General features: G+C 76.4%; 18 protein-coding genes. 5 read left to right on the top strand and 13 right to left on the bottom strand.

The features are described 5' to 3' along the window. Window positions 1–18: 18 nt before the first annotated feature. The 3 genes from BUE37_RS13875 to BUE37_RS23395 are packed head-to-tail and all read right to left on the bottom strand — an operon-like array spanning window position 19 to window position 1,748. Window positions 19–498 (bottom strand): SRPBCC family protein, encoded by a 480-nt coding sequence (locus BUE37_RS13875; RefSeq protein ID WP_073420893.1) that lies wholly within the window; start codon window positions 496–498, stop codon window positions 19–21. Next, window positions 495–845, bottom strand: a complete 351-nt coding sequence (locus tag BUE37_RS13870) for an ArsR/SmtB family transcription factor (RefSeq protein WP_073420892.1) — start codon at window positions 843–845, stop codon at window positions 495–497. The genes BUE37_RS13875 and BUE37_RS13870 overlap by 4 nt, the downstream gene beginning before the upstream one ends. Before the next feature lie 54 nt (window positions 846–899). Beyond that, a complete protein-coding gene (locus BUE37_RS23395) occupies window positions 900–1,748 on the bottom strand; it encodes an endonuclease/exonuclease/phosphatase family protein (protein WP_073420891.1) in 849 nt (282 codons plus the stop codon). A gap of 189 nt (window positions 1,749–1,937) precedes the next feature. Between BUE37_RS23395 and BUE37_RS23390 the strand changes: the two genes are divergently transcribed. Then, window positions 1,938–2,399, top strand: coding sequence for a hypothetical protein (locus BUE37_RS23390; RefSeq protein WP_073420890.1), 462 nt, complete (start codon window positions 1,938–1,940; stop codon window positions 2,397–2,399). A 137-nt stretch (window positions 2,400–2,536) separates the two neighbouring features. Here BUE37_RS23390 and BUE37_RS13855 read toward each other — a convergent pair whose 3' ends face one another. Then, window positions 2,537–3,832 carry an amidohydrolase family protein gene (locus tag BUE37_RS13855; protein ID WP_073420889.1) on the bottom strand — a complete coding sequence of 432 codons (1,296 nt, stop codon included), beginning with the start codon at window positions 3,830–3,832 and terminating at the stop codon, window positions 2,537–2,539. A 79-nt stretch (window positions 3,833–3,911) separates the two neighbouring features. On the opposite strand from BUE37_RS13855, the gene BUE37_RS13850 reads away from it, so the two are divergent. Genes BUE37_RS13850 through BUE37_RS13840 form a run of 3 tightly spaced genes read left to right on the top strand, consistent with a single transcriptional unit; the run spans window position 3,912 to window position 5,916 of the window. Beyond that, a complete protein-coding gene (locus tag BUE37_RS13850) occupies window positions 3,912–4,613 on the top strand; it encodes a DedA family protein (protein WP_073420888.1) in 702 nt (233 codons plus the stop codon). Then, window positions 4,610–5,269, top strand: a complete 660-nt coding sequence (locus tag BUE37_RS13845; protein ID WP_073420887.1) for an HAD family hydrolase — start codon at window positions 4,610–4,612, stop codon at window positions 5,267–5,269. Before BUE37_RS13850 ends, BUE37_RS13845 begins: the two co-directional genes overlap by 4 nt. Then, window positions 5,266–5,916, top strand: coding sequence for an alpha/beta hydrolase family protein (locus tag BUE37_RS13840; protein WP_073420886.1), 651 nt, complete (start codon window positions 5,266–5,268; stop codon window positions 5,914–5,916). The genes BUE37_RS13845 and BUE37_RS13840 overlap by 4 nt, the downstream gene beginning before the upstream one ends. 175 nt (window positions 5,917–6,091) lie before the next feature. On the opposite strand, the gene BUE37_RS13835 is transcribed toward BUE37_RS13840, so the two are convergent. The 8 genes from BUE37_RS13835 to BUE37_RS13800 all read right to left on the bottom strand — a co-directional run bounded on the left by BUE37_RS13835 (window position 6,092) and on the right by BUE37_RS13800 (window position 16,005). Continuing rightward, entirely contained in the window at window positions 6,092–7,156 is a 1,065-nt protein-coding gene (locus BUE37_RS13835) for an SRPBCC domain-containing protein (RefSeq protein ID WP_073420885.1), read from the bottom strand. A 94-nt stretch (window positions 7,157–7,250) separates the two neighbouring features. Continuing rightward, the gene (locus tag BUE37_RS13830) at window positions 7,251–8,108 is read right to left on the bottom strand and encodes an FAD binding domain-containing protein (RefSeq protein WP_073420884.1); all 858 of its coding nucleotides are present in this window, start codon (window positions 8,106–8,108) and stop codon (window positions 7,251–7,253) included. Next, a complete protein-coding gene (locus BUE37_RS13825; RefSeq protein ID WP_073420883.1) occupies window positions 8,105–10,597 on the bottom strand; it encodes a xanthine dehydrogenase family protein molybdopterin-binding subunit in 2,493 nt (830 codons plus the stop codon). The genes BUE37_RS13830 and BUE37_RS13825 overlap by 4 nt, the downstream gene beginning before the upstream one ends. After that, entirely contained in the window at window positions 10,594–11,109 is a 516-nt protein-coding gene (locus BUE37_RS13820; RefSeq protein WP_073420882.1) for a (2Fe-2S)-binding protein, read from the bottom strand. The genes BUE37_RS13825 and BUE37_RS13820 overlap by 4 nt, the downstream gene beginning before the upstream one ends. Before the next feature lie 218 nt (window positions 11,110–11,327). After that, the gene (locus BUE37_RS13815; protein ID WP_073420881.1) at window positions 11,328–12,557 is read right to left on the bottom strand and encodes an MFS transporter; all 1,230 of its coding nucleotides are present in this window, start codon (window positions 12,555–12,557) and stop codon (window positions 11,328–11,330) included. Between the two features lie 55 nt (window positions 12,558–12,612). Further along, window positions 12,613–13,926, bottom strand: coding sequence for a sigma-54-dependent transcriptional regulator family protein (locus BUE37_RS13810; protein WP_073420880.1), 1,314 nt, complete (start codon window positions 13,924–13,926; stop codon window positions 12,613–12,615). Window positions 13,927–14,020: 94 nt separating this feature from the next. After that, window positions 14,021–15,469, bottom strand: a complete 1,449-nt coding sequence (mftF, locus tag BUE37_RS13805; RefSeq protein WP_073420879.1) for a mycofactocin biosynthesis glycosyltransferase MftF — start codon at window positions 15,467–15,469, stop codon at window positions 14,021–14,023. Then, window positions 15,466–16,005, bottom strand: a complete 540-nt coding sequence (locus BUE37_RS13800; protein ID WP_083628690.1) for a cysteine hydrolase family protein — start codon at window positions 16,003–16,005, stop codon at window positions 15,466–15,468. Before BUE37_RS13800 ends, mftF begins: the two co-directional genes overlap by 4 nt. 90 nt (window positions 16,006–16,095) lie before the next feature. Here BUE37_RS13800 and BUE37_RS13795 point away from each other — a divergent pair, with 90 nt between their 5' ends. After that, window positions 16,096–17,109 (top strand): iron-siderophore ABC transporter substrate-binding protein, encoded by a 1,014-nt coding sequence (locus BUE37_RS13795; protein ID WP_073420878.1) that lies wholly within the window; start codon window positions 16,096–16,098, stop codon window positions 17,107–17,109. 37 nt (window positions 17,110–17,146) lie between these two features. On the opposite strand, the gene BUE37_RS13790 is transcribed toward BUE37_RS13795, so the two are convergent. Then, window positions 17,147–18,643, bottom strand: coding sequence for a purine-cytosine permease family protein (locus BUE37_RS13790; RefSeq protein ID WP_073420877.1), 1,497 nt, complete (start codon window positions 18,641–18,643; stop codon window positions 17,147–17,149). Window positions 18,644–18,666 lie beyond the last annotated feature (23 nt).

Below are 18,666 nucleotides of genomic sequence, written 5' to 3'. Positions count from 1 at the left end.
GCCCCCGCGCCCGGCCGCTCAGCGCGCCAGCACCTCGTCGAGGCGCTCGTAGCCCTGGACGACGCCGACCTCCATGCCGCTGGCCAGCATCGCGTCGCGGTCGGCGAAGGAGTCGCACAGCGACGTCGAGGTCAGCCGGGTGCGACCGTCGCCGAGGTCCTCCAGCACGAGCTTCTCCAGCGCGACGCCGTCGGGCATGCCCTCGAAGGTGAAGGTCTGCACGATCCGCTCGTCGGGGCGGACCTCGTGGAAGGAGCCGTGGAAGGCGTACTCGCCGTTCGCGTCGCTGTGCACGTAGCGGTAGGAGCCGCCGGTGCGGCAGTCGTAGTGGTCGATGCGCATCTCCAGCCCGCGCGGGCCGAGCCACTGCACGACCAGCTCCGGGTCGGTGTGCGCCCGGAACACCTTGGCCGGCGGGGCGTCGAACTCGCGGGTGATGCGGATGAGCGGGACGTCGGGGTCGGCGGCGATCCGGGTCTCGCGCGTGCTGGTGGTCATGACGGGTTCCTCTCCTGGGGTGGGTCCTCCGGCATGCCCGCGAGGACGTCGTCGAGGCGGCGGTAGCGCTCCTCGGCCTGCCGCCGGTAGCGCTCGATCCACTTCGTCATCAGGTCGAACACCTCCGCCTCCAGGTGCACCGGGCGGCGCTGCGCCTCCCGGCTCCGGCTCACCAGGCCGGCGTCCTCGAGCACCCGCAGGTGCTTGGAGACCGCCTGCACGGTGACGTCGTAGGGGGCGGCGAGCTCGCCGACCGTCGCGTCGCCGACCGCGAGCCGGGCGACCATGTCGCGCCGCGTCGGGTCGGCCAGCGCCGCGAACACCCGGGAGAGCGGATCTGCCGCCACCTCTCGACCTCCTCGTTCAACCAAGTGGTTGCAGACGACGGTAGGACCGTCCGCTCACGTTGTCAACCATCCGGTTGAGGAGGCCCAGGAGCCCGGTGGGTGGTCCGGGAGCGCGAGGTCGGCGACGACGCCGCAGTGGTCGCTCGCCCACACGCCGCCGACGGGCTCGTCGAGCACCCGGGCGCACGCGGTGACCTGCAGCGTCGGCCCGTGGACGCCGGCGCGCACCAGCACCCAGTCGATCCGCCGGCCGACGGCGGTGGCCACCTCGCCGGCCCGCACGAGCGGGTTGCGCGCGTCGAAGGTGAGCCCGGGGTCGCCGGGGTGCAGCGTCTCCCAGGCGTCCTGGTAGCAGACGCTCGTGCCGTCGAGCGACCGGCGGCCGCGCCAGAACTGCATGCTCGCGGCGTCGGGGGTGGCGTCGCAGTCGCCGAGCACCACCACGTGGTCGGCGGTGCCGGCGAGCCGCTCCAGCGTGCGCGCGGCGGCCAGGGCCTGCTGCTCCCGCTCGGCCTCGTAGTCGAACTGCCAGCTCGGCTTGTGGTGGGCAACCAGGGTGCGGCCCACCGCGGTGTCCACCTCGACGACGAGCGTGGCGCACCAGGCGAAGTCGCGGGCCCGCTCGGTGCGGCGCTGGTCGACCTCCTCGACCACCCGGTGCGGCGCGCGGGTGGCCAGCACCCCGCCGACGCCGTCGTCGGCCGCCCGCGAGAACGGGGTGACGGTGTAGCCGGACCCGAGGAGCTCCTCCACCGTGCCGCCCGCGACCGGCACCTCCTGCAGCGCGACGACGTCGGCGTCCAGCCGGCGCAGCGTCTCCCCGGTCAGCGCGCTGCGCCGTCGCCAGTCCGGGTTGGCCGGGCCGAGGACGTTCATGGTCAGGACCCGCAGCGACGCCGCCATGCCTCCGCAGTCAACCCGGGCGGGCGCCCGCCCTCCAGCCCCCGTCGCACGCCGGTCCTCCCCGGGTCCTCCCCCGGTCGGACGGCGGGCGGTCCCGCGGATCGTCCCGGCGGCCGACGCGCGCAGCGACCTGCGCGGACGACGCTCGTCCCGCCACCACGACGGTGGCCGAACGGGAGGAGGTCCGCGGTGCGCGGGACGGTCGGAGCGGTGCTCGGCGGGGCGGTCGCGGTGGCGGCGACGGCGGTGGCCGGGGTGCTGGTGGCGATGCCGGCGGGCGTGCACGGCGCCGGGGCGGTGCTGGCCGAGCTGCAGGGGCACACGGAGACGACCTCCCGCGACGACGCGGCGCGCGCCCCCGAGGGCTCGGTGCCGTTCTGGACCCGCTCGGTCGGGACCGACGTGACCGTCGTCCGGCCGGGCGAGGCGTACGGCGAGGACGACGGCAGCGTGCGCGCGGACATGGCGCTCGCGGCCGGGACGACGGCGCCCGGGTCGTGCACCCCGCTGGCGCACCCCGGCATGCCGTGGGACGGCGGCGGCTCCTGGCCCGACCTGACCGGCGAGCAGGCGCTGCTGTGCGACGGCTGGGTCACCGTCGTCGTCGACGGCCACCTCTACGCCTGGACGGGACCCGCCCCGCATGCCTGACCGGCGTCCTCCGGTCCTGGCGCACCTGCGCGGGTCCTGGCTCACCGCAGCGCCTCCTGGCTCACCGCAGCGCCTCCTGGCTCATCTCCGGCGGTGAGCCAGGACGCCGCACGATCAGGCGGCCTGATCGTGCGGGGTCAGCCGGCCAGGCGCGCCGCCCGGACGGCCACCTCGGCGCGCAGCGCGCCGGCGTCGACGGTGGAGACCGCCCCCTCGGCGACCACCTGGCGCCCGCCCACCCACACGTCGCGCACCTGCCGCGAGACGCCCGACCAGACCAGGTGGGTGAGCAGGTCGGCCGGGTCGCCGACGGGCTCGAAGCCCAGGTCGCCGGTGTCGACGTGCACCAGGTCCGCGCGCCGACCGGCCTCCACCTGCCCGAGGTCGGGCCGGCCGATCGCGTCGGCGGCCCCGCCGGTGGCCAGCCAGAACGCCTCGGCCGCGGTCAGCGCGAGGGCCGACCGCTCGCGCAGCCGCGCCAGCGAGGCCGCCAGCCGCACGTCGGCGAGCAGGTCCAGCCCGTCGTTGGACGCCGGCCCGTCGGTGCCCAGGCCCACCCGGAGGCCGCGGTCGAGCATGTCCCGCAGCCGCGCGACGCCGCTGGCGAGCTTGGCGTTGCTGGCCGGGCAGTGCGCGACGGCGACGTCGTACTCGCGCCACAGCTCGAGGTCGCCGTCGTCCATGTGCACGCAGTGCGCGGCGAGCACCCGGCCGCCGAGGACGTCGTGGGCGGCCAGCAGCGCGGGCACCGACAGCCCGTGCTCGGCGAGCAGGTCGGCGCCCTCGGTCGCGGTCTCGGCCGCGTGCAGGTGCAGCAGCATCCCGTGCTCACGGGCCAGCTCGGCCGCGCGGCGCAGCAGGGGCAGCGGCACGGTGTAGGCCGCGTGCGGGCCGAGGCCGTACTCGACGCTGCCGTCGTCGGGCACCCCCCGCGCGAGCTCCACCGCGGCGGCCAGCTGCTCCTCCAGCGGCGGCATGCCGGGCAGCGGAACCATCGGCGCGGCGATCACCGCCCGCGCGCCGGTGGCGCCGACCGCCGCGGCGATCCGCGCGGGCTCGAAGTACATCTCGACGCTGGTGGTCACCCCGCCGCGCAGCATCTCCGCCGATGCGGCGGTCATCGCCACCTCGACGTCGTCGGGGGTCAGCCGGGCCTCGCGCGGCCACATCACCTCGCGCAGCCAGCGGTCCAGCGGCAGCCCCTCGCCCTGCCCGCGGAACAGCACCATCGGCGCGTGCGAGTGGCTGTTGACCAGCCCGGGCACGAGCAGGCCGGGCAGTGCGACCACCTCGGCATCGCCGGCCGGCGGGGCGTCGGCGGCCGTTCCGGCCCACGCGATCCGGCCGTCCTCGACGTCGACGACGGCGTCCGGGACGACGGTGCCGGCCCGGTCCCCCACGATCACGGCCCGGGCGGTGAGTCGCTGGCGCATGGCGGAACGCTAGCCCCACCGGCCCCCGTGGTCCGGCAGCGTCCGGGCGACCCCCCGGGAGCCCCTCTACCGTGGTCGCATGTCGTTCCTCGCCGCCGCGTCCTCCGACCAGGGCGGGATCACCGGCTGGCTGCTCCAGCTGGTCGAGACCCTCGGGCCCCTCGGCGTCGGGTTCTCCATCCTGCTGGAGACGGTCATCCCGCCGATCCCCAGCGAGGCCGTGCTCGGCCTGGCCGGCGTGCTGATCAACAGCGGCGAGATGTCGATCGTGCCGGTCATCCTCTTCGCCACCCTGGGCTCGATCCTGGGGGCGATCTTCTTCTACTACGTCGGCCGGGCGCTCGGCCCTCGCCGCTCGCACGCCTTCCTCGACCGGCTGCCGCTGGTGGAGACCGCCGACGTCGACCGGACCTTCGCCTGGTTCGAGCGGCACGGCCGCTCGGCGGTGTTCTTCGGCCGCATGGTCCCGATCGTGCGCAGCTTCATCTCCGTGCCGGCCGGCGTCGTCCGGATGCCATTCCTCCAGTTCGTCCTCTACTCCGCCGCGGGCAGCCTGATCTGGAACAGCCTGCTGGTGACCCTCGGCGTCGTCGCGGGCGACTTCATCCAGGACAACCTCAAGTACTTCGACTACCTGGTCGCGGCCGTGGTCGTCCTGGGCGTGGGCTGGCTGGTCTACAAGCGGGTCAAGGACATCCGCCACCACCGCCGCCGGCAGACCACCGCCGGCCGCACCGAACCCGGCCGCCCCGGGGACACCGGCGACAGCACGACGGCGTGACCTCCCGGCCCGACGTCGTCGCGTTCGACGTCAACGAGACGCTGCTCGACCTCGCGCCGGTCGCCGCCGCGCTGGTCGAGCACGGGCAGCCCGAGGGCCTGCTGCCCACGGTCTTCGCCCGCACGCTGCACACCGGCACGGCGGCCACGGTCGCCGGGCTCCGGGTGCCCTTCCGCGCGGCCTTCGAGTCGGCCCTGGCGCAGCTGACCGACCTCTCCGAGCGCGACCGCGGCCGCGTCGCCGACAGCTTCCTGGAGCTCTCGCCGCACCCCGACGTCGAGCCCGCGCTGCGGCGGCTGGCGGAGGCCGGGGTGCGGGTGGTGACGCTGTCGCACGGGTCGCCGGGCGTGGCCGAGGCCGGGCTGGAGCGCGGCGGGATCACGCCGCTGGTGGAGCGCACGCTGACCAGCGAGACGGTGCAGGCATGGAAGCCCTCCCGGGAGGCGTACGTGTGGGCGGCCGGCGTCTGCGGGGTGGCGCCCGCGCGCATGGCGCTGGTGGCCGCGCACGCGTGGGACGTCCACGGCGCGGAGCGGGCGGGCCTGACCGGCGCCTGGTTCCCGCGCGCCGAGCGCGTCTGGGCGCCGGCGCTCCCCGCCCCCTCGGTGGTGGCCGCCGACCTCGCCGGGGCGGTCGACGCGCTGCTCGCGCGGTGAGCCCGCCGGTCCTCGTCGACACCCCGCTCGGCCCGGCCGCGGTACGCACCGCCGGCCCGGGCTCCGCCGCCGGCCCGGGGTCCGCCGTCGGCACGCTGGTGCTGGGGCACGGTGCGGGCGGCGCGACGGACGGGCCCGACCTGCTCGCCGTCACGGCCGCGGCGGCCGCGGCCGGCTGGCGGGTGCTGCGGGTGGACCAGCCGTGGCGGGTGGCCGGCAAGCGGATCGCGCCGGCACCCCCGCAGCTCGACGTCGCCTGGACCGCGGTGCTCGAGGCGCTGCGCAGCGGGGGCGTGCTGACCGGGCCGCTGGTGGTCGGCGGCCGCAGCGCGGGGGCGCGGGTGGCCTGCCGGACCGCGGCGACGCTCGGTGCCGACGGCGTGCTGGCGCTGGCCTTCCCGCTGCACCCGCCGGGCCGGCCCGAGCGCAGCCGGGCCGACGAGCTGCGGGCGGCCGGCGTGCCGCTCGCCGTGGTGCAGGGCGGGACCGACGCGATGGGCCGGCCGGAGGAGGTCGCCGCCGCGCTGGCGGGCGTGCCGGCGGCGTCGGTGCACGCGGTGCCGGGCGACCACTCGCTCGGGAAGGCCCCCGATGCGGTGGCCGCGGCGGCGCTCGCCTGGCTGGAGCAGCTGCCCCTCAGGTGTTGATCATCGGACGGTCGCCGCTCGCCGCGGCGTGTCCGCGCGTGTCGGCGGCAACGAGCCGATGATCAACTTGAGCGGGCGCCCCTCCTCGAGTCGATCATCGGATGCGTGCACGGGACACGCGCCGGCACGCCGGCCGGCCGTGCACGCATCCGATGATCACGAGCGCGCGGCGGCCTCAGCGGCGGCGCCGCCGGAACGCCAGCACCACGAGCAGCAGCACCGCCGCCACCGCGGCCCCGGGCGCCGCGTAGCGCGCCATCGCGGCCCCGCCGGCGACCTCCAGCAGGTCGATCGGCTCGGGCTCGGCGGCCGGCTGCGGCCGGGGCGCGGCGGACGGGGTGCTCCGCGGCGGGGCGCCGGTGGCCGGGCGGCCGGGAGGAGCCGTGTTGCCCGACGGCGGCGCGCTGGGCGCCCGGCCGGCGGACGGCGCGGCGGGCGTCCCGCCCGAGGACGGGGCGGTGTCCGACGACGCCGGGGCGGTGTCCGACGTCGCCGGCGCGGTGTCGGCGACCGCGGGCACCGGCGCGGTGTCCGTGGCGCCCACCGGGGTGATCGGCCGGGTGGGCGGGTTGGCCGCCGCGGTGTCGGCGTCGGCCGTCAGCGAGTCGGTGGCCGACGCGGCGGCCTCGCGGGCCTTCGTGCCGGCCGAGCGCACGGCCTCGGCCACGGCGTTGTCCCCCGGGGTCTGCTCGACCGACTGGGCGACCTCCTCCGCGACGCCGGTGGCGGTCGCGGCGGCCCCCGCGACGGCCCCCGTGGCGGCGCTCCCGGCCCGGTCGGCGTCGCCCTGGGCGTCGCCCTCGCCGAGCTGGGCGGCGAGCTTGTCGGCGAACTGGCCGAGCAGCTTGTTGCCGACGTCGGTCATGACCCCGCGGCCGAACTGGGCGGGCCGGCCGGTGATGTTGAGGTCGGTGAGCACGTCGACGCGGGTGACCTGGCCCTCGGCGAGCAGCTTCGCGGTGATGGTGGCCGCCGCGGTGCCGTTGCCGCGCTGGTCCTTGCCGCGGGCGTCGATGACCGCCCGGTGCGCGGCCTCGTCCTTCTCCACGAACGACGCCTTGCCCTGGTAGGTCAGGTTGATCGGGCCCAGCTTGACCTTCACCCGGCCGGTGAAGTCGTCACCGGTGACCGAGTCGAGGGCGGCGCCGGGCATGCACGGGGCGATCCGCTCGATGTCGAGGAGCACCCGCCAGGCCTCGTCGACGGGGACGGGGACGGTGAAGGAGTTCTCCAGCTGCACGGTGCGACCTCCGGGGGTGGGAACGGACCTCGGCCGGTCCGCCCGGGTGGGCGGGCCGGCCGAGGGGACGGGCGGAGCCGGGGTTGGGGCGAAACTACAACCCGGCGGCGGTGGCGACCGCCCGGCGAGTGAGCACCTGCGCGAGGTGCTCGCGGTAGTCGGCCTGGGCGTTGAGGTCGCTGCTCGGGCTGGTGCCCTCGGCCGCCGAGCGGGCCGCCTGCGCGACCGCGTCCGGCGACGCCGCGGCCCCGGCGAGGGCGGCCTCGGTGGCCGACGCCCGCAGCGGGGTCGGGCCCATGTTGGTCAGCCCGATCCGCGCCTCGGCGATGTGCCCGTTCTCCCGCCGGACCGCCGCGGCGACCGCGACGATCGACCACGCCTGCGCCACCCGGTTGAACTTCTCGTACCGCACGCCCCAGTCCCCGGCGAGCTTCGGTACCCGGATCTCCACGAGCACCTCGCCCTCGTCGAGGGTGGTGGTGAGGTAGTCGACGAAGAACTCCGACGCCGGCACCGTCCGCCGTCCCGAGGGCCCGGCGATCACCATCTGCGCGTCGAGGGCGAGCGCCACGGCGGGCAGGTCGCCGGCCGGGTCGGCGTGCGCCAGCGCGCCGCCGAAGGTCCCGCGCCGGCGGGTCTGCCGGTCGGCCACCGTCTCGGTCGCCTCGGCGATCAGCTTCGCGTGCTGGGCGATCAGCGGGTCGGTGACCACCTCCGCGTGCGTGGTCATGGCGCCGATCACCAGCGCGTCGCCCTCGTCGCGGACGCCGCGCATCTCCGCCACCCGGCCGAGGTCGACGACGGTCTCGGGCGCCGCCAGCCGCAGCCGCATGACCGGGATGAGCGACTGCCCGCCGGCCATGATCTTGACGTCCTCACCGCCCTCCGCGACCGCCTGGACGGCCTCGTCGACGGTGGTCGGCCGGACGTACTCGAACGCGGCGGGGATCACCGGTCACCTCCGAGGGACGAAGCAGGGGTCGAGACACCGGTCGTGGACTCGGTGGAGGCGCCGCCGTAGGCGTTGGTGCCGGCCGCGGCCCGGTCGCCGCCGTCGCCGCCCTGGTGGATGGCCCGCCAGACCCGCTCGGGGGTCAGCGGCATGCGGATGTCGCTCACGCCGAGGTGCCGGACGGCGTCGAGCGCGGCGTTGACCACCGCCGGGGTGCTGGCGATGCAGCCGGCCTCGCCCACGCCCTTGGCGCCGATCGGGTTGCCCGGCGCCTCGTGCACCGTGTTGCCGGTGTCGAAGTGCGGCAGGTCGGCGGCCGAGGGGACCAGGTAGTCGACGAAGGTGCCGGTGGTGAGGTTGCCGTCGGCGTCGTAGACGGCCTCCTCGTACAGCGCCTGCGCGATGCCCTGGGCCAGCCCGCCGTGCACCTGGCCCTCGACGATGAGCGGGTTGACGATCGTGCCGACGTCGTCGACGCACGCGTACTTGCGGATCTTGACGAACCCGGTGTCGGTGTCGACCTCCATGGCGCAGATGTGCGTGCCGTGGGGGAAGGAGAAGTTGACCGGGTCGAACGTCGCGTCGGCGTCGATCGAGGGCTCGATGCCCTCCGGGTAGTCGTGGGCGGCGAAGACGGCGAGCGCGATCTCCTGGATGGCGAGCGAGGCGCCCGGCGTGCCGCGGACGGAGAACCTCCCGTCCGCGAACTCCAGGTCGTCCTCGTTGGCCTCGAGCAGGTGCGCGGCGACCTTCCGGGCCTTGGCGATCACCTTCTCCGCGGCCTTCACCACGGCGGTCCCGCCGACGACCAGCGAGCGCGAGCCGTAGGTGTCCAGGCCCTTGGTGGCGATCGCGGTGTCGCCGTGCAGCACCTCGACGTCCTCGAAGGGCACCCCGAGGGCGTCGGCGACCAGCTGGCTCCACGCCGTCTCGTGGCCCTGCCCGTGCGGGGTCGAGCCGGTGACCACCTCGACCTTGCCCGTCGGCAGCATCCGGATGGCCGCGTGCTCCCAGCCACCGGCACCGAAGGACAGCGACCCGAGCACCCGCGAGGGCGCCAGGCCGCACATCTCGGTGAAGGTGGAGAAGCCGATGCCGAGCTGCACCGGGTCGTTCGACTCGCGGCGGCGGCGCTGCTCCTCGCGCAGCTCGTCGTAGCCGATCAGCTCGAGCGCCTGCTGGGTGGCGGTCTCGTAGTCGCCGCTGTCGTACTCGAGGCCCGCCACCGTGGTGAACGGGAACTCCTGGGCCTGGATCCAGTTCTTCCGGCGCAGCTCCAGCGGGTCCATGCCGAGCTCGACGGCGAGCTCGTCCATGATCCGCTCGATGGCGAAGGTCGCCTCGGGCCGGCCGGCACCGCGGTAGGCGTCGGTGGGCACCTTGTTGGTGAAGACGCCGTCGCACTCGAAGCGGTAGGCCGGGAACTTGTAGATCGCCGGGAACATGAAGGCGCCGAGCGCCGGCACGCCGGGGGTGATCAGCCGCAGGTAGGCGCCCATGTCGGCGAGCAGCCGCACCCGCAGGGCCTTGACGTTGCCCTCGCGGTCGCTGGCGATGTCGACGTACTGGATCTGGTCGCGGCCGTGGTGGGCGGTCATCAGCGACTCGCTGCGCGTCTCGGTCCACTTCACCGGCTTGCCGAGCCGCCGCGCCACGAGCAGCGCGATGACCTCCTCCGGGTTGACCTGCAGCTTGCCGCCGAAGCCGCCACCGACGTCGGGGGCGATGACGCGCAGCTTGTGCTCGGGCACGCCGGTGACCGAGGCGAGCATGACGCGCAGGATGTGCGGCACCTGGGTGGCCGACCACATGGTGTAGTTGTCGCCCTGGGGCTGGACGACGACCGAGCGGGGCTCCATGAACGCCGGGATCAGCCGCTGGTTGACGAACCGGCGGCTGACGACGACCTCGGCGTCGGCGAACGCCTGCTCGGTGTCGGTGCCCGTGCCGGCCTCGCCGGCGTCGAAGACGAAGTGGTAGCTGGTGTTGGACTGCGTGTGGTCGTGGCAGAGGTCGGCGTCGGCCTTGACCGCCTCCTCCATGTCGAGGACCGGCGGCAGCGGCTCGTAGTCGACGTCGACCAGCTCGATCGCGTCGGCGGCGGCGGCCCGCGAGCGGGCGATGATCACCGCGACGCCCTCGCCGACGTGGTTGACCTCGTCGACGGCGAGCGAGGGGTGCCCGGGGTTGACCATGTCCGGGGTGACCGGCCAGGCGCAGGGGATGGAGCCCTGCTCGTCGGCGATGTCACGGCCGGTGAAGACGGCGACGACGCCGGGCGCGGCCTTCGCGGCGCTGACGTCGATGCTGCTGATCTTCCCGTGGGCCACGGGGCTGCGGACCACGGACATGTGCAGCATCCCGGGCAGGACCATGTTGTCGGTCCAGGTGGTGCGCCCCGTGATCAGGCGCGCGTCCTCCTTGCGGCGGCGCGCCTTGCCGACCTCCTTCTCGACGGCGGTGGTCGCCGGGTCCTCGGTGAGGGTCATGCCTGCGCTCCGGTGGTCTCAGGGGCGGCGGTGCCGGCGGAGGAGGACTTCATCTCGCCCGCGGCCTGCTGCACCGCGCGGACGATGTTCTGGTAGCCGGTGCAGCGGCAGAGGTTGCCCTCGATGCCCTCGCGGACCTCGGCGTCGCTCGGGTCCGGGTTCTCCTTCAGCAGGTCGATCGAGGCCATGATCATCCCGGGCGTGCAGTAGCCGCACTGGAGACCGTGCATCTCGTGGAACGCCTTCTGCACGGGGTGCAGGGCGCCTCCGGGCTCCGCGATGCCCTCGATGGTGGTGACCTCGGCGCCGTCGGCCTGGACCGCGAGGACGGTGCAGGACTTCACCGCCTGCCCGTCGAGGTGGACGGTGCAGGCGCCGCAGTTGCTGGTGTCGCAGCCGACGACCGTCCCGACCTTGCCCAGGGCCTCGCGCAGGTGGTGGACCAGCAGCGTCCGGGGTTCGACCTCGTCCGTGTACGTGACGCCGTCGACCCGCATGCTCACCCGTGTCATGGATCCTCCGCTCCGTTGCAGGGCGCGTGGCGCCCGGCCCGCCGGGCGCTCTCCGGCGGAGTCTGGCAACGGGAGAGTGACTTAGGCCACGCTTACCTGCGGCGGAGGGAACAGCGGAGCCGCGGATGCGGGTTCCTCCCGCAGAAGAAACCCGCATCCGCGGAGGCCCTGCGGGACGCGCGCCCGCAGGAGAGAGGTTGCAGCGCTGTTGCAGCGCCTCAGGCGGCGACGAGGGCGCGCAGCTCGCGGCGGCGGAGCACGGCGCTGGCCGCCAGCGCGGCCAGGCCGAGGACCGCCAGGCCCGCCCCCACCAGGCTCGGCGCGGTGTAGCCGTACCCGGCGGCGATGACGACGCCGCCGAGCCACGCGCCGAGCGCGTTCGCCGCGTTGAGCGCGGAGTGGTTCAGCGCGGCGCCGAGCATCTGCGCCTCGCCGGCGACCTCCATGAGCCGCAGCTGCAGGCAGACGACCAGCGTGGAGGCGGCGACGGCGAGCAGGAAGATGCCGGCCAGCAGGGTGGGGCCGGAGCCGGCGGCCGGGCCGACCAGCAGGAGCAGCACGGCGAGGGCGACCAGCGTGCCCACCAGCGACCGGAACAGCGCCAGGTCGGCGAGCCGCCCGCCGAGCGCGGTGCCGATGACGCCGCCGACGCCGAAGGCGAACAGGACCCACGGCACGGTGCCGCGGGACAGCCCGGTGACCTCGGTGGCCAGCGGCGCGACGTAGCTGTAGACGGCGAACATGCCGCCGAACCCGACGGTGCCGACCGCGAGGGTGAGCAGCACCTGCGGCCGGCGCAGCGCGCCCAGCTCGGCGCGCACGGTGGCGTCGCGGTCGCCGGGGCGGGAGGGGACGACGGCGAGCACGGCGGCCACGGTCAGCACGGCGAGGACGACGACGGCCCAGTACGCCGCGCGCCAGCCCAGCGTCTGGCCGAGCCAGGTGGCGGCGGGCACGCCGGCCACGTTGGCCACCGCGAGGCCGAGCATCACGGTGCTCACCGCGCGGCCCCGCAGCTCGGCGCCGACCAGCGAGGCGGCGACGAGCGAGGCGACGCCGAAGTACGCGCCGTGCGGCAGGCCGCTGACGAAGCGGGCGAGCAGCAGCGTGGTGTTGCCGGGGGCGAGGGCGCTGAGCGCGTTGCCGACGAGGAAGGCGGCCATGAGCCCCACGAGCAGCGCCCGGCGGGGCAGGCGGGCGCCGAGGGCGGCCAGCACCGGGGCGCCGACGACGACGCCGAGTGCGTAGGCGGAGATGACGTGCCCGGCGGCCGGGATGCTCACGCCGACGCCGGAGGCGATGTCGGGCAGCAGGCCCATCGTGACGAACTCGGTGGTGCCGATGGCGAAACCGCCGAGCGCCAGGGCGACCAGCGCCACGGCCACCCGCGGGGTGGCCAGCGTGACGGGACGGACGGGGGCGGGCGGGGCGGCGGCGCGGGCACTCACGTAGCCGTGCCAAGTCCGCGTCGCCGGGCGGCATTCCCGAACCGGCGCGTCCGGATCAGGCCCGGGCGCCGCGCCGCAGGGAGAGGAGGTGGCCGGCGACGGCGCCGCGGCGGGGCGAGCCGGCCGGCAGCGCCTCGAGGCAGGCCTGCCAGACGGCGACGTCGTCGCGGGCCTCGGGCAGCGCCGTCCACCGCAGCAGCAGCTCGGGACGGCGGCTGCGCAGCACCGCGGACCGCAGCGCGGCGGCCGTGCGGCGGCGGGCCGCGACGACGCCGGGTGCGCACGAGCGCGGCAGCACCGGCCCGGGGTAGCGGTCGAGGGCGGCGCCCACCGCGCCCCGGTCGAGCAGGGCGCGCACCCGGTCGAGGTCGGTCTCCAGCGGCCCGAGCAGCCGGTAGGGGCGGGACCCGACGAGGTCGGCGCCCACGAGGCGGCGCAGCCGGGACAGCTCGGCGCGGACGGTGACGGCGGCCGTGTCGGCGGCGTGGCACTCGGCGGCCAGCTGCTCGGTGGTGCGCCCCTCCCCCGCGGCGGCGGCCTCGGCCAGCAGCAGGAGCAGCTCGGAGTGGCGCAGCGAGAGCTCCAGCGGCCCGCGCGGCGTCGTCAGCCGGGCCCGCTCGCGGCCGAGCACCTCCAGCAGCGGCGCGGTGGCCCGGACGGGCGCCGGCCGGGCCGGGCCGCGGGCCTCCTCCTCGCGGTGCAGCCAGCGCAGCTCGGACTCGACGGCGGCCACCGTGGCGCGCACGAGGGTGAGCACGTGCGGGCTGGCCACGTGGTCGCCGCCGGTGACGTCGATGGCGCCGAGCAGGACGCCGGTGACCGGGTGGTGCACGGGCGCGGCCGAGCAGCTCCACGGCTGCACGGGACGGCGGTAGTGCTCGCTGCCGTAGATCTGCACCGGGTGGTCCAGCGCCAGCGCCGTCCCGGGGGCGTTGGTGCCGGCCACCTCCTCCGACCAGCGGGCGCCGGCGACGAAGTGCATGCCCTCGGCCAGGGTGCGCAGCCGCCGGTCGCCCTCGACCCACAGCATCCGGCCCTCGGCGTCGGTGACCGCGACGATCATGCGGTCGGCCTCGGCGTCCTCGACGAGCAGCCGGCGGATCACCGGCAGCACCGGCGCGAGCGGGTGGGCGGCGCGGTAGGCGGCCAGGTCGTCGTCGAGCAGGTCGACCGGCGGGTGCTGGCCGTCGGGGTCGACGCCGCTGCCCAGGCTGCGCCGCCAGGAGTCCCACACCACCTCGCGCACGGCCGACCGGGGCGGCGGGGAGCCGCGGGTCACCAGCGTCTCGTGCGCGGCCCGCAGCCGGCGGGTGTGCGCCGGCGACGGCCGTCCCCCGGGCAACGCGAGCCACGGGCTGACGGCGGTCACGGCACGCTCCCGGGGCTGAGGGACATGGTGCGCCCATGGTGACCCGGATCGCACCCCCGGCGCCAGGGGACCGCCGCGGGGGTCCCGCCGCAGGTCAGGCGGCCGGTGGGCGGACGGGCAGCAGGCACCGGGGGTTGCGGGCCCGCAGCGCGCCGGCCCACAGCCCCGCGCCGTAGGCGAGGTCCTCCAGGCGGCGGGCCGCGGCGAAGCGCGGCAGGTCCACCTGCCCGCGGTGCGGCCACCACCCCAGGACGGCGTCGGCCGCGGCGACGGCGACGGCCGCCCGGCGGGCGCGGCGGGAGACGGCGGCGGCCGCGACGGTGAGCGGCCAGTGGTGGCGGGTGGCCGAGCGGGCGAGCGTGCGGGCGCCGGCGGCGGTGCCGCGGAGCACCAGCCCGGCGGCCCGGCCGTACGGCGGGCGCCCGCCGGCCGGTGCCAGCCGGTGCGCCAGGCGCGCCGCGGCGACGCCGAGGACGCCGGCCGCGGCGACCCGGCCGCCGCGCCCGGCCAGGGCCAGCCCGAGCGCCGCCGCCGACCACGGGCTGATGACCACCGGGGCCACGAGCGCGCCGTGCCGGGCGGCCAGCGGCGCGGCCCCGGTGCCGTAGAGCGCGCGGCGGCGCAGCCACGCAGCCGTCGCGGACGGGTGCTCGTGGGCCACCCGCGCGGCCGGCTCGTAGCGCACCCGCCACCCGGCCGCGGCCAGCCGCCACACGAGGTCGACGTCCTCGGCCACGCGCATCCGCTCGTCGAAGCCGTCGCCGAGCGCCGCCCGCCGGGCCAGCAGCGCCGCGCTCGGCAGGTAGGACAGGCCGGTCAGCGGCGCGACCGGACCGGGCGCCGGGCCCATGTCGAGGGCGCTGACCGCGGTCTCGTAGGCGCTCAGCCAGCCGGGGCGCTCCGGCGGCAGGGCGGTGACGCGGGGGGCGACGACGGCCAGCCGCGGGTCGGCGAGGTGCGGCAGCAGCACGTCGAGCCAGCCGGGGACCGGGACGACGTCGGAGTCGAGGAACGCCACGGCCTCGGTGGTCGCGGCGCGCAGGCCGGTGTCGCGGGCGGCGGCCGGGCCCCGCGACCTCGGGTGGCGCAGCACCTCCACGCCCGCGGGGGCCAGGGCGTCGGCGAGGGCGGCGGCGAGCGCGGCGGGGTCGGCCGAGCCGTCGTCGACGACGAGCACCCGCACCCCGGCGGTCGACGGGTCGGCCCGCAGCGCGGTCAGCAGCCGGGCGACGCCGTCGGGGCGGTCGCGCACCGGGACGACCACGGTGACGTCGTCCGGGCCGGGCGCGGGGCCGGCGGGCTCGGGCACCGCGACGCCGGCGTCGAGCAGCCGGGCCGCGAGCGCCGCGGTCCGCGCGTCCGCCACGGTCAGCCGGTCGCCGTCGAGCAGGCGCCGGGCGGCCGGGGAGAGCCGCAGCAGGCGCAGCGGCGAGCCGCCGACGAGCGCCGTCCCGTCCTCCACCCGCCGGGTGCCGGGGGCGAGGCGCACGGCGTACCCGTCGGGCAGCCGGGCGTCCGGCGGCGCGGGGAGGGCCGGGGTCACCGGCCCAGGAGGTCGGCCGTGGTGGTGAGCTCGACGAGCGGGGCGTAGAGGTCCATGAGGTGCAGGGCGCGCTCGTGCTCGTCGTCGGAGGAGCCGGCGCACGCGTCGGTGACCACCCGGACCGGGACGCCGGCGTCGGCGGCGGGCAGCACGGTCGAGACCACGCAGCAGTCGGTGGCCACGCCGGCGACGGTCAGCGGCCCGCCGCCGACGACCTCGGCGAGCTCCGGGCCCCACTTGCCGAAGGTGGTCGCCGTCTGCACGAGCGCCGGGCCCGGGTCCTCGACCAGCTCGTACAGCGGCGCGTCGGGCGGCTGCAGCGCGAAGGGGTACCGGTCGTAGTAGGCGGCCCACGCGCCCTGCGGCTCGGCCGGCGCGACGAACCGGGTGAACACGACGCGCTCCCCGAAGGCCGCGACCAGCCGCCGGATGCGCGGGCGGACCTCCTCGAAGCGCGGTGCCGTCCACGGGGAGTCGGGGTCGCCGAAGACCCGCTGGAGGTCGACGACGACCAGCCAGCCGGAGAAATCTGCCACGGCCGGACCCTAACCAGCCGCGCCGCCCGGCCGGTCCGGCGGGGACGGGTCAGGTTAGGCTGCCCTTCCTTTCTACCGAGGAGTACCGCGATGCCCCACGCCCTGTCCCGGCGGGCCGCCCTGCTGGCGGCCGCCCTGACCACCGCCGCGTCGCTGGCCGCCTGCGGCTCCGACGACGGCGGCTCGTCGGCGGGGTCGTCGGCCCCCGCGTCGGGCGGGGGCCAGGCCGGTGCCTTCCCCGTCACCGTGAGCACCGCCTTCGGCGACGTGGAGATCGCCGAGGAGCCGCAGCGCGTCGTCGCCCTGGGCTGGTCCGACGCCGAGACCGCGCTGTCCCTGGGCGTGCAGCCGGTCGGCGCGAGCGACTGGCTGGGCTTCGGCGGCGAGGGCGTGGGCCCGTGGGCCGAGGGGCTCTACGACGAGGCGCCGGAGATCATCGAGACGCTGGAGCCGAGCCTGGAGGCCATCGCGGCGCTCGACCCCGACCTCATCCTCGACACCCGCTCCGACGGCACGCAGGAGCGCTACGACTCGCTGTCCGCGATCGCCCCGACCGTCGGCGCGCCCGAGGGCGTCGACGCCTACCAGACCACCTGGCAGCAGCAGCTCGAGCTGGTCGGCCAGGCGCTGGGCCGCACCGAGGAGGCCGAGCAGCTGCGGGGCGAGGTCGAGCAGGCGTTCGCCGACGCCGCCGCCGAGCACCCGGAGTTCGACGGCACCGAGGTCGCCGTCGGCGCCTACACCTCCGAGGGCTTCGGCGCCTACGTCCGCGGCGACACCCGCGTCGACTTCATGGAGGCGCTCGGCTTCACCAACAAGCAGGCCATCCAGGACCTCGCCACCGAGAGCTTCTTCGTCCCGGTGTCCGAGGAGCAGGTCTCGCTGCTCGACGCGCCGCTGACCGTCGCCTTCCCGATCTTCGTCGACCCGGCGCAGATCACGTCGAACCCGCTGTGGCAGACGCTGGGTTCGGTGCAGCAGGGCAACGCCGTCGTCCTGGAGGACGAGACGCTGGTCAACGCCTTCTCCAGCGGCTCGGCCCTGGGCCAGCAGTACGCGCTCGAGAACGCCGTCCCGCTGTTCGCCGAGCCGCTGCAGGACTGAGGCCCTCCAGGGCCGAGGTCCTCCAGGGCCGAGCCGCTCAGTACGCAGGAGGCCGTCCCGGCACCGCCGGGGCGGCCTCCTGCCGTCGCACGGCCCCGCGGCGCAGCGCGAGCGCGCCGAGCAGGCCGACGGCGAACGCGGCCAGGACGCCGAGGTTGGCGAAGGCCCAGGCGCCCTCGCGCCCGCCGAGCCCCAGCGGGCCGAGCAGGTAGCCCTGCCAGGTCAGCCACCCCGCCGCGCCGTTCGTCACCAGGCCCCAGCCGAGCACGGTGCCCGCCGCCAGGAGCAGCAGCGGGACCGCCGGCGCCGCGCCGTAGCGGCCGCGGGCGTCGTAGAGGTCGGCGTCGGAGTAGTCGCCGCGGCGCAGCGCCAGGTCGCCCAGGAAGACGCCGCACCAGGCCGCGACCGGCACGCCCAGGGTGATGAGGAAGCCCTGGAACTGGACGGAGAAGCTCGCGTCGGCGAGGAACACCACCCAGATCGCGCCGAGCACCATGAGCGTGCCGTCGATGCCCGCGGCGACCGGCCGGGGCACCCGCACGCCGGCGGCCAGCAGCGACAGGCCGGACGAGTAGATGTCGAGCAGCGCACCGCCGACCAGGCCGAGGACGGCGACGACGACGAACGGCACGAGGAACCAGGTCGGCAGGAGCGAGGCCAGCGCGCCGATCGGGTCGCCGCCGACGGCCGCCGAGAGCTCCGGGTCCGACGCGGCGAGCAGCAGGCCGGTGGCCAGCAGCAGCACCGGCGCGAGCGCCCCGCCGACCGTCGTCCAGCCGACGACGCCGCGGGTGGACGCCGCGCGCGGCAGGTAGCGGGAGTAGTCGGCCGCGGCGTTCACCCAGCCGAAGCCGTAGCCGGTCATCGCCAGCACCAGCGCGCCGACGACGGCCGCCGTCGACCCCGCGGGCGCCGCGCCCACCGCCGACCAGTCGACCTCGCCGGCGACCAGGGCCACGTAGACGACGGTCAGCACGCCGCTGACCACGGTGATCACCCGCTGCATGCGCATGATCGCGTCGAAGCCGAGCACGCCGCCGGCCACGACGAGCAGCGCGACGACGAGCAGCGCCACCGCCTGCGTCGCCGTCCCGCCGCTCCAGCCGAGCTCGGTGAAGACGGTCGCGGTGGCGAGTGTCGCCAGCGAGACCAAGACGGTCTCCCAGCCGACGGTCAGCACCCACGACAGGACCGCGGGCACCCGGTTGCCGTGCACGCCGAACGGCGCCCGGCTGAGCACCAGGGTGGGCGCCGAGCCGCGCTTGCCGGCGATCGCCACGAGCCCGCAGAGCAGGAACGACACGACGATGCCGACGACGCCGGCCACCAGCGCCTGGGCCGCGGAGATGCCGAAGCCGAGCAGGAACGAGCCGTAGGCCAGGCCCAGGACGCTGACGTTCGCGCCGAACCACGGCCAGAACAGCGACCGCGGGGCGCCGTGGCGCTCCTCCTCGGCGATGACGTTGATGCCGTTGGTCTCGACGGCGACCCGCGGCGCCGCCGTGTCGGTCCCCGTGTCCTGCCGCTGGGCCACTCGGCTCTCCTCCCCGGTCGGTG

This window comes from Geodermatophilus nigrescens (genome assembly GCF_900129495.1).
GTDB lineage: Bacteria > Actinomycetota > Actinomycetes > Mycobacteriales > Geodermatophilaceae > Geodermatophilus > Geodermatophilus nigrescens.
The sequence above is the reverse complement of the archived record's forward strand: the minus strand, read 5'-3'. Positions and strand labels throughout refer to the sequence as shown.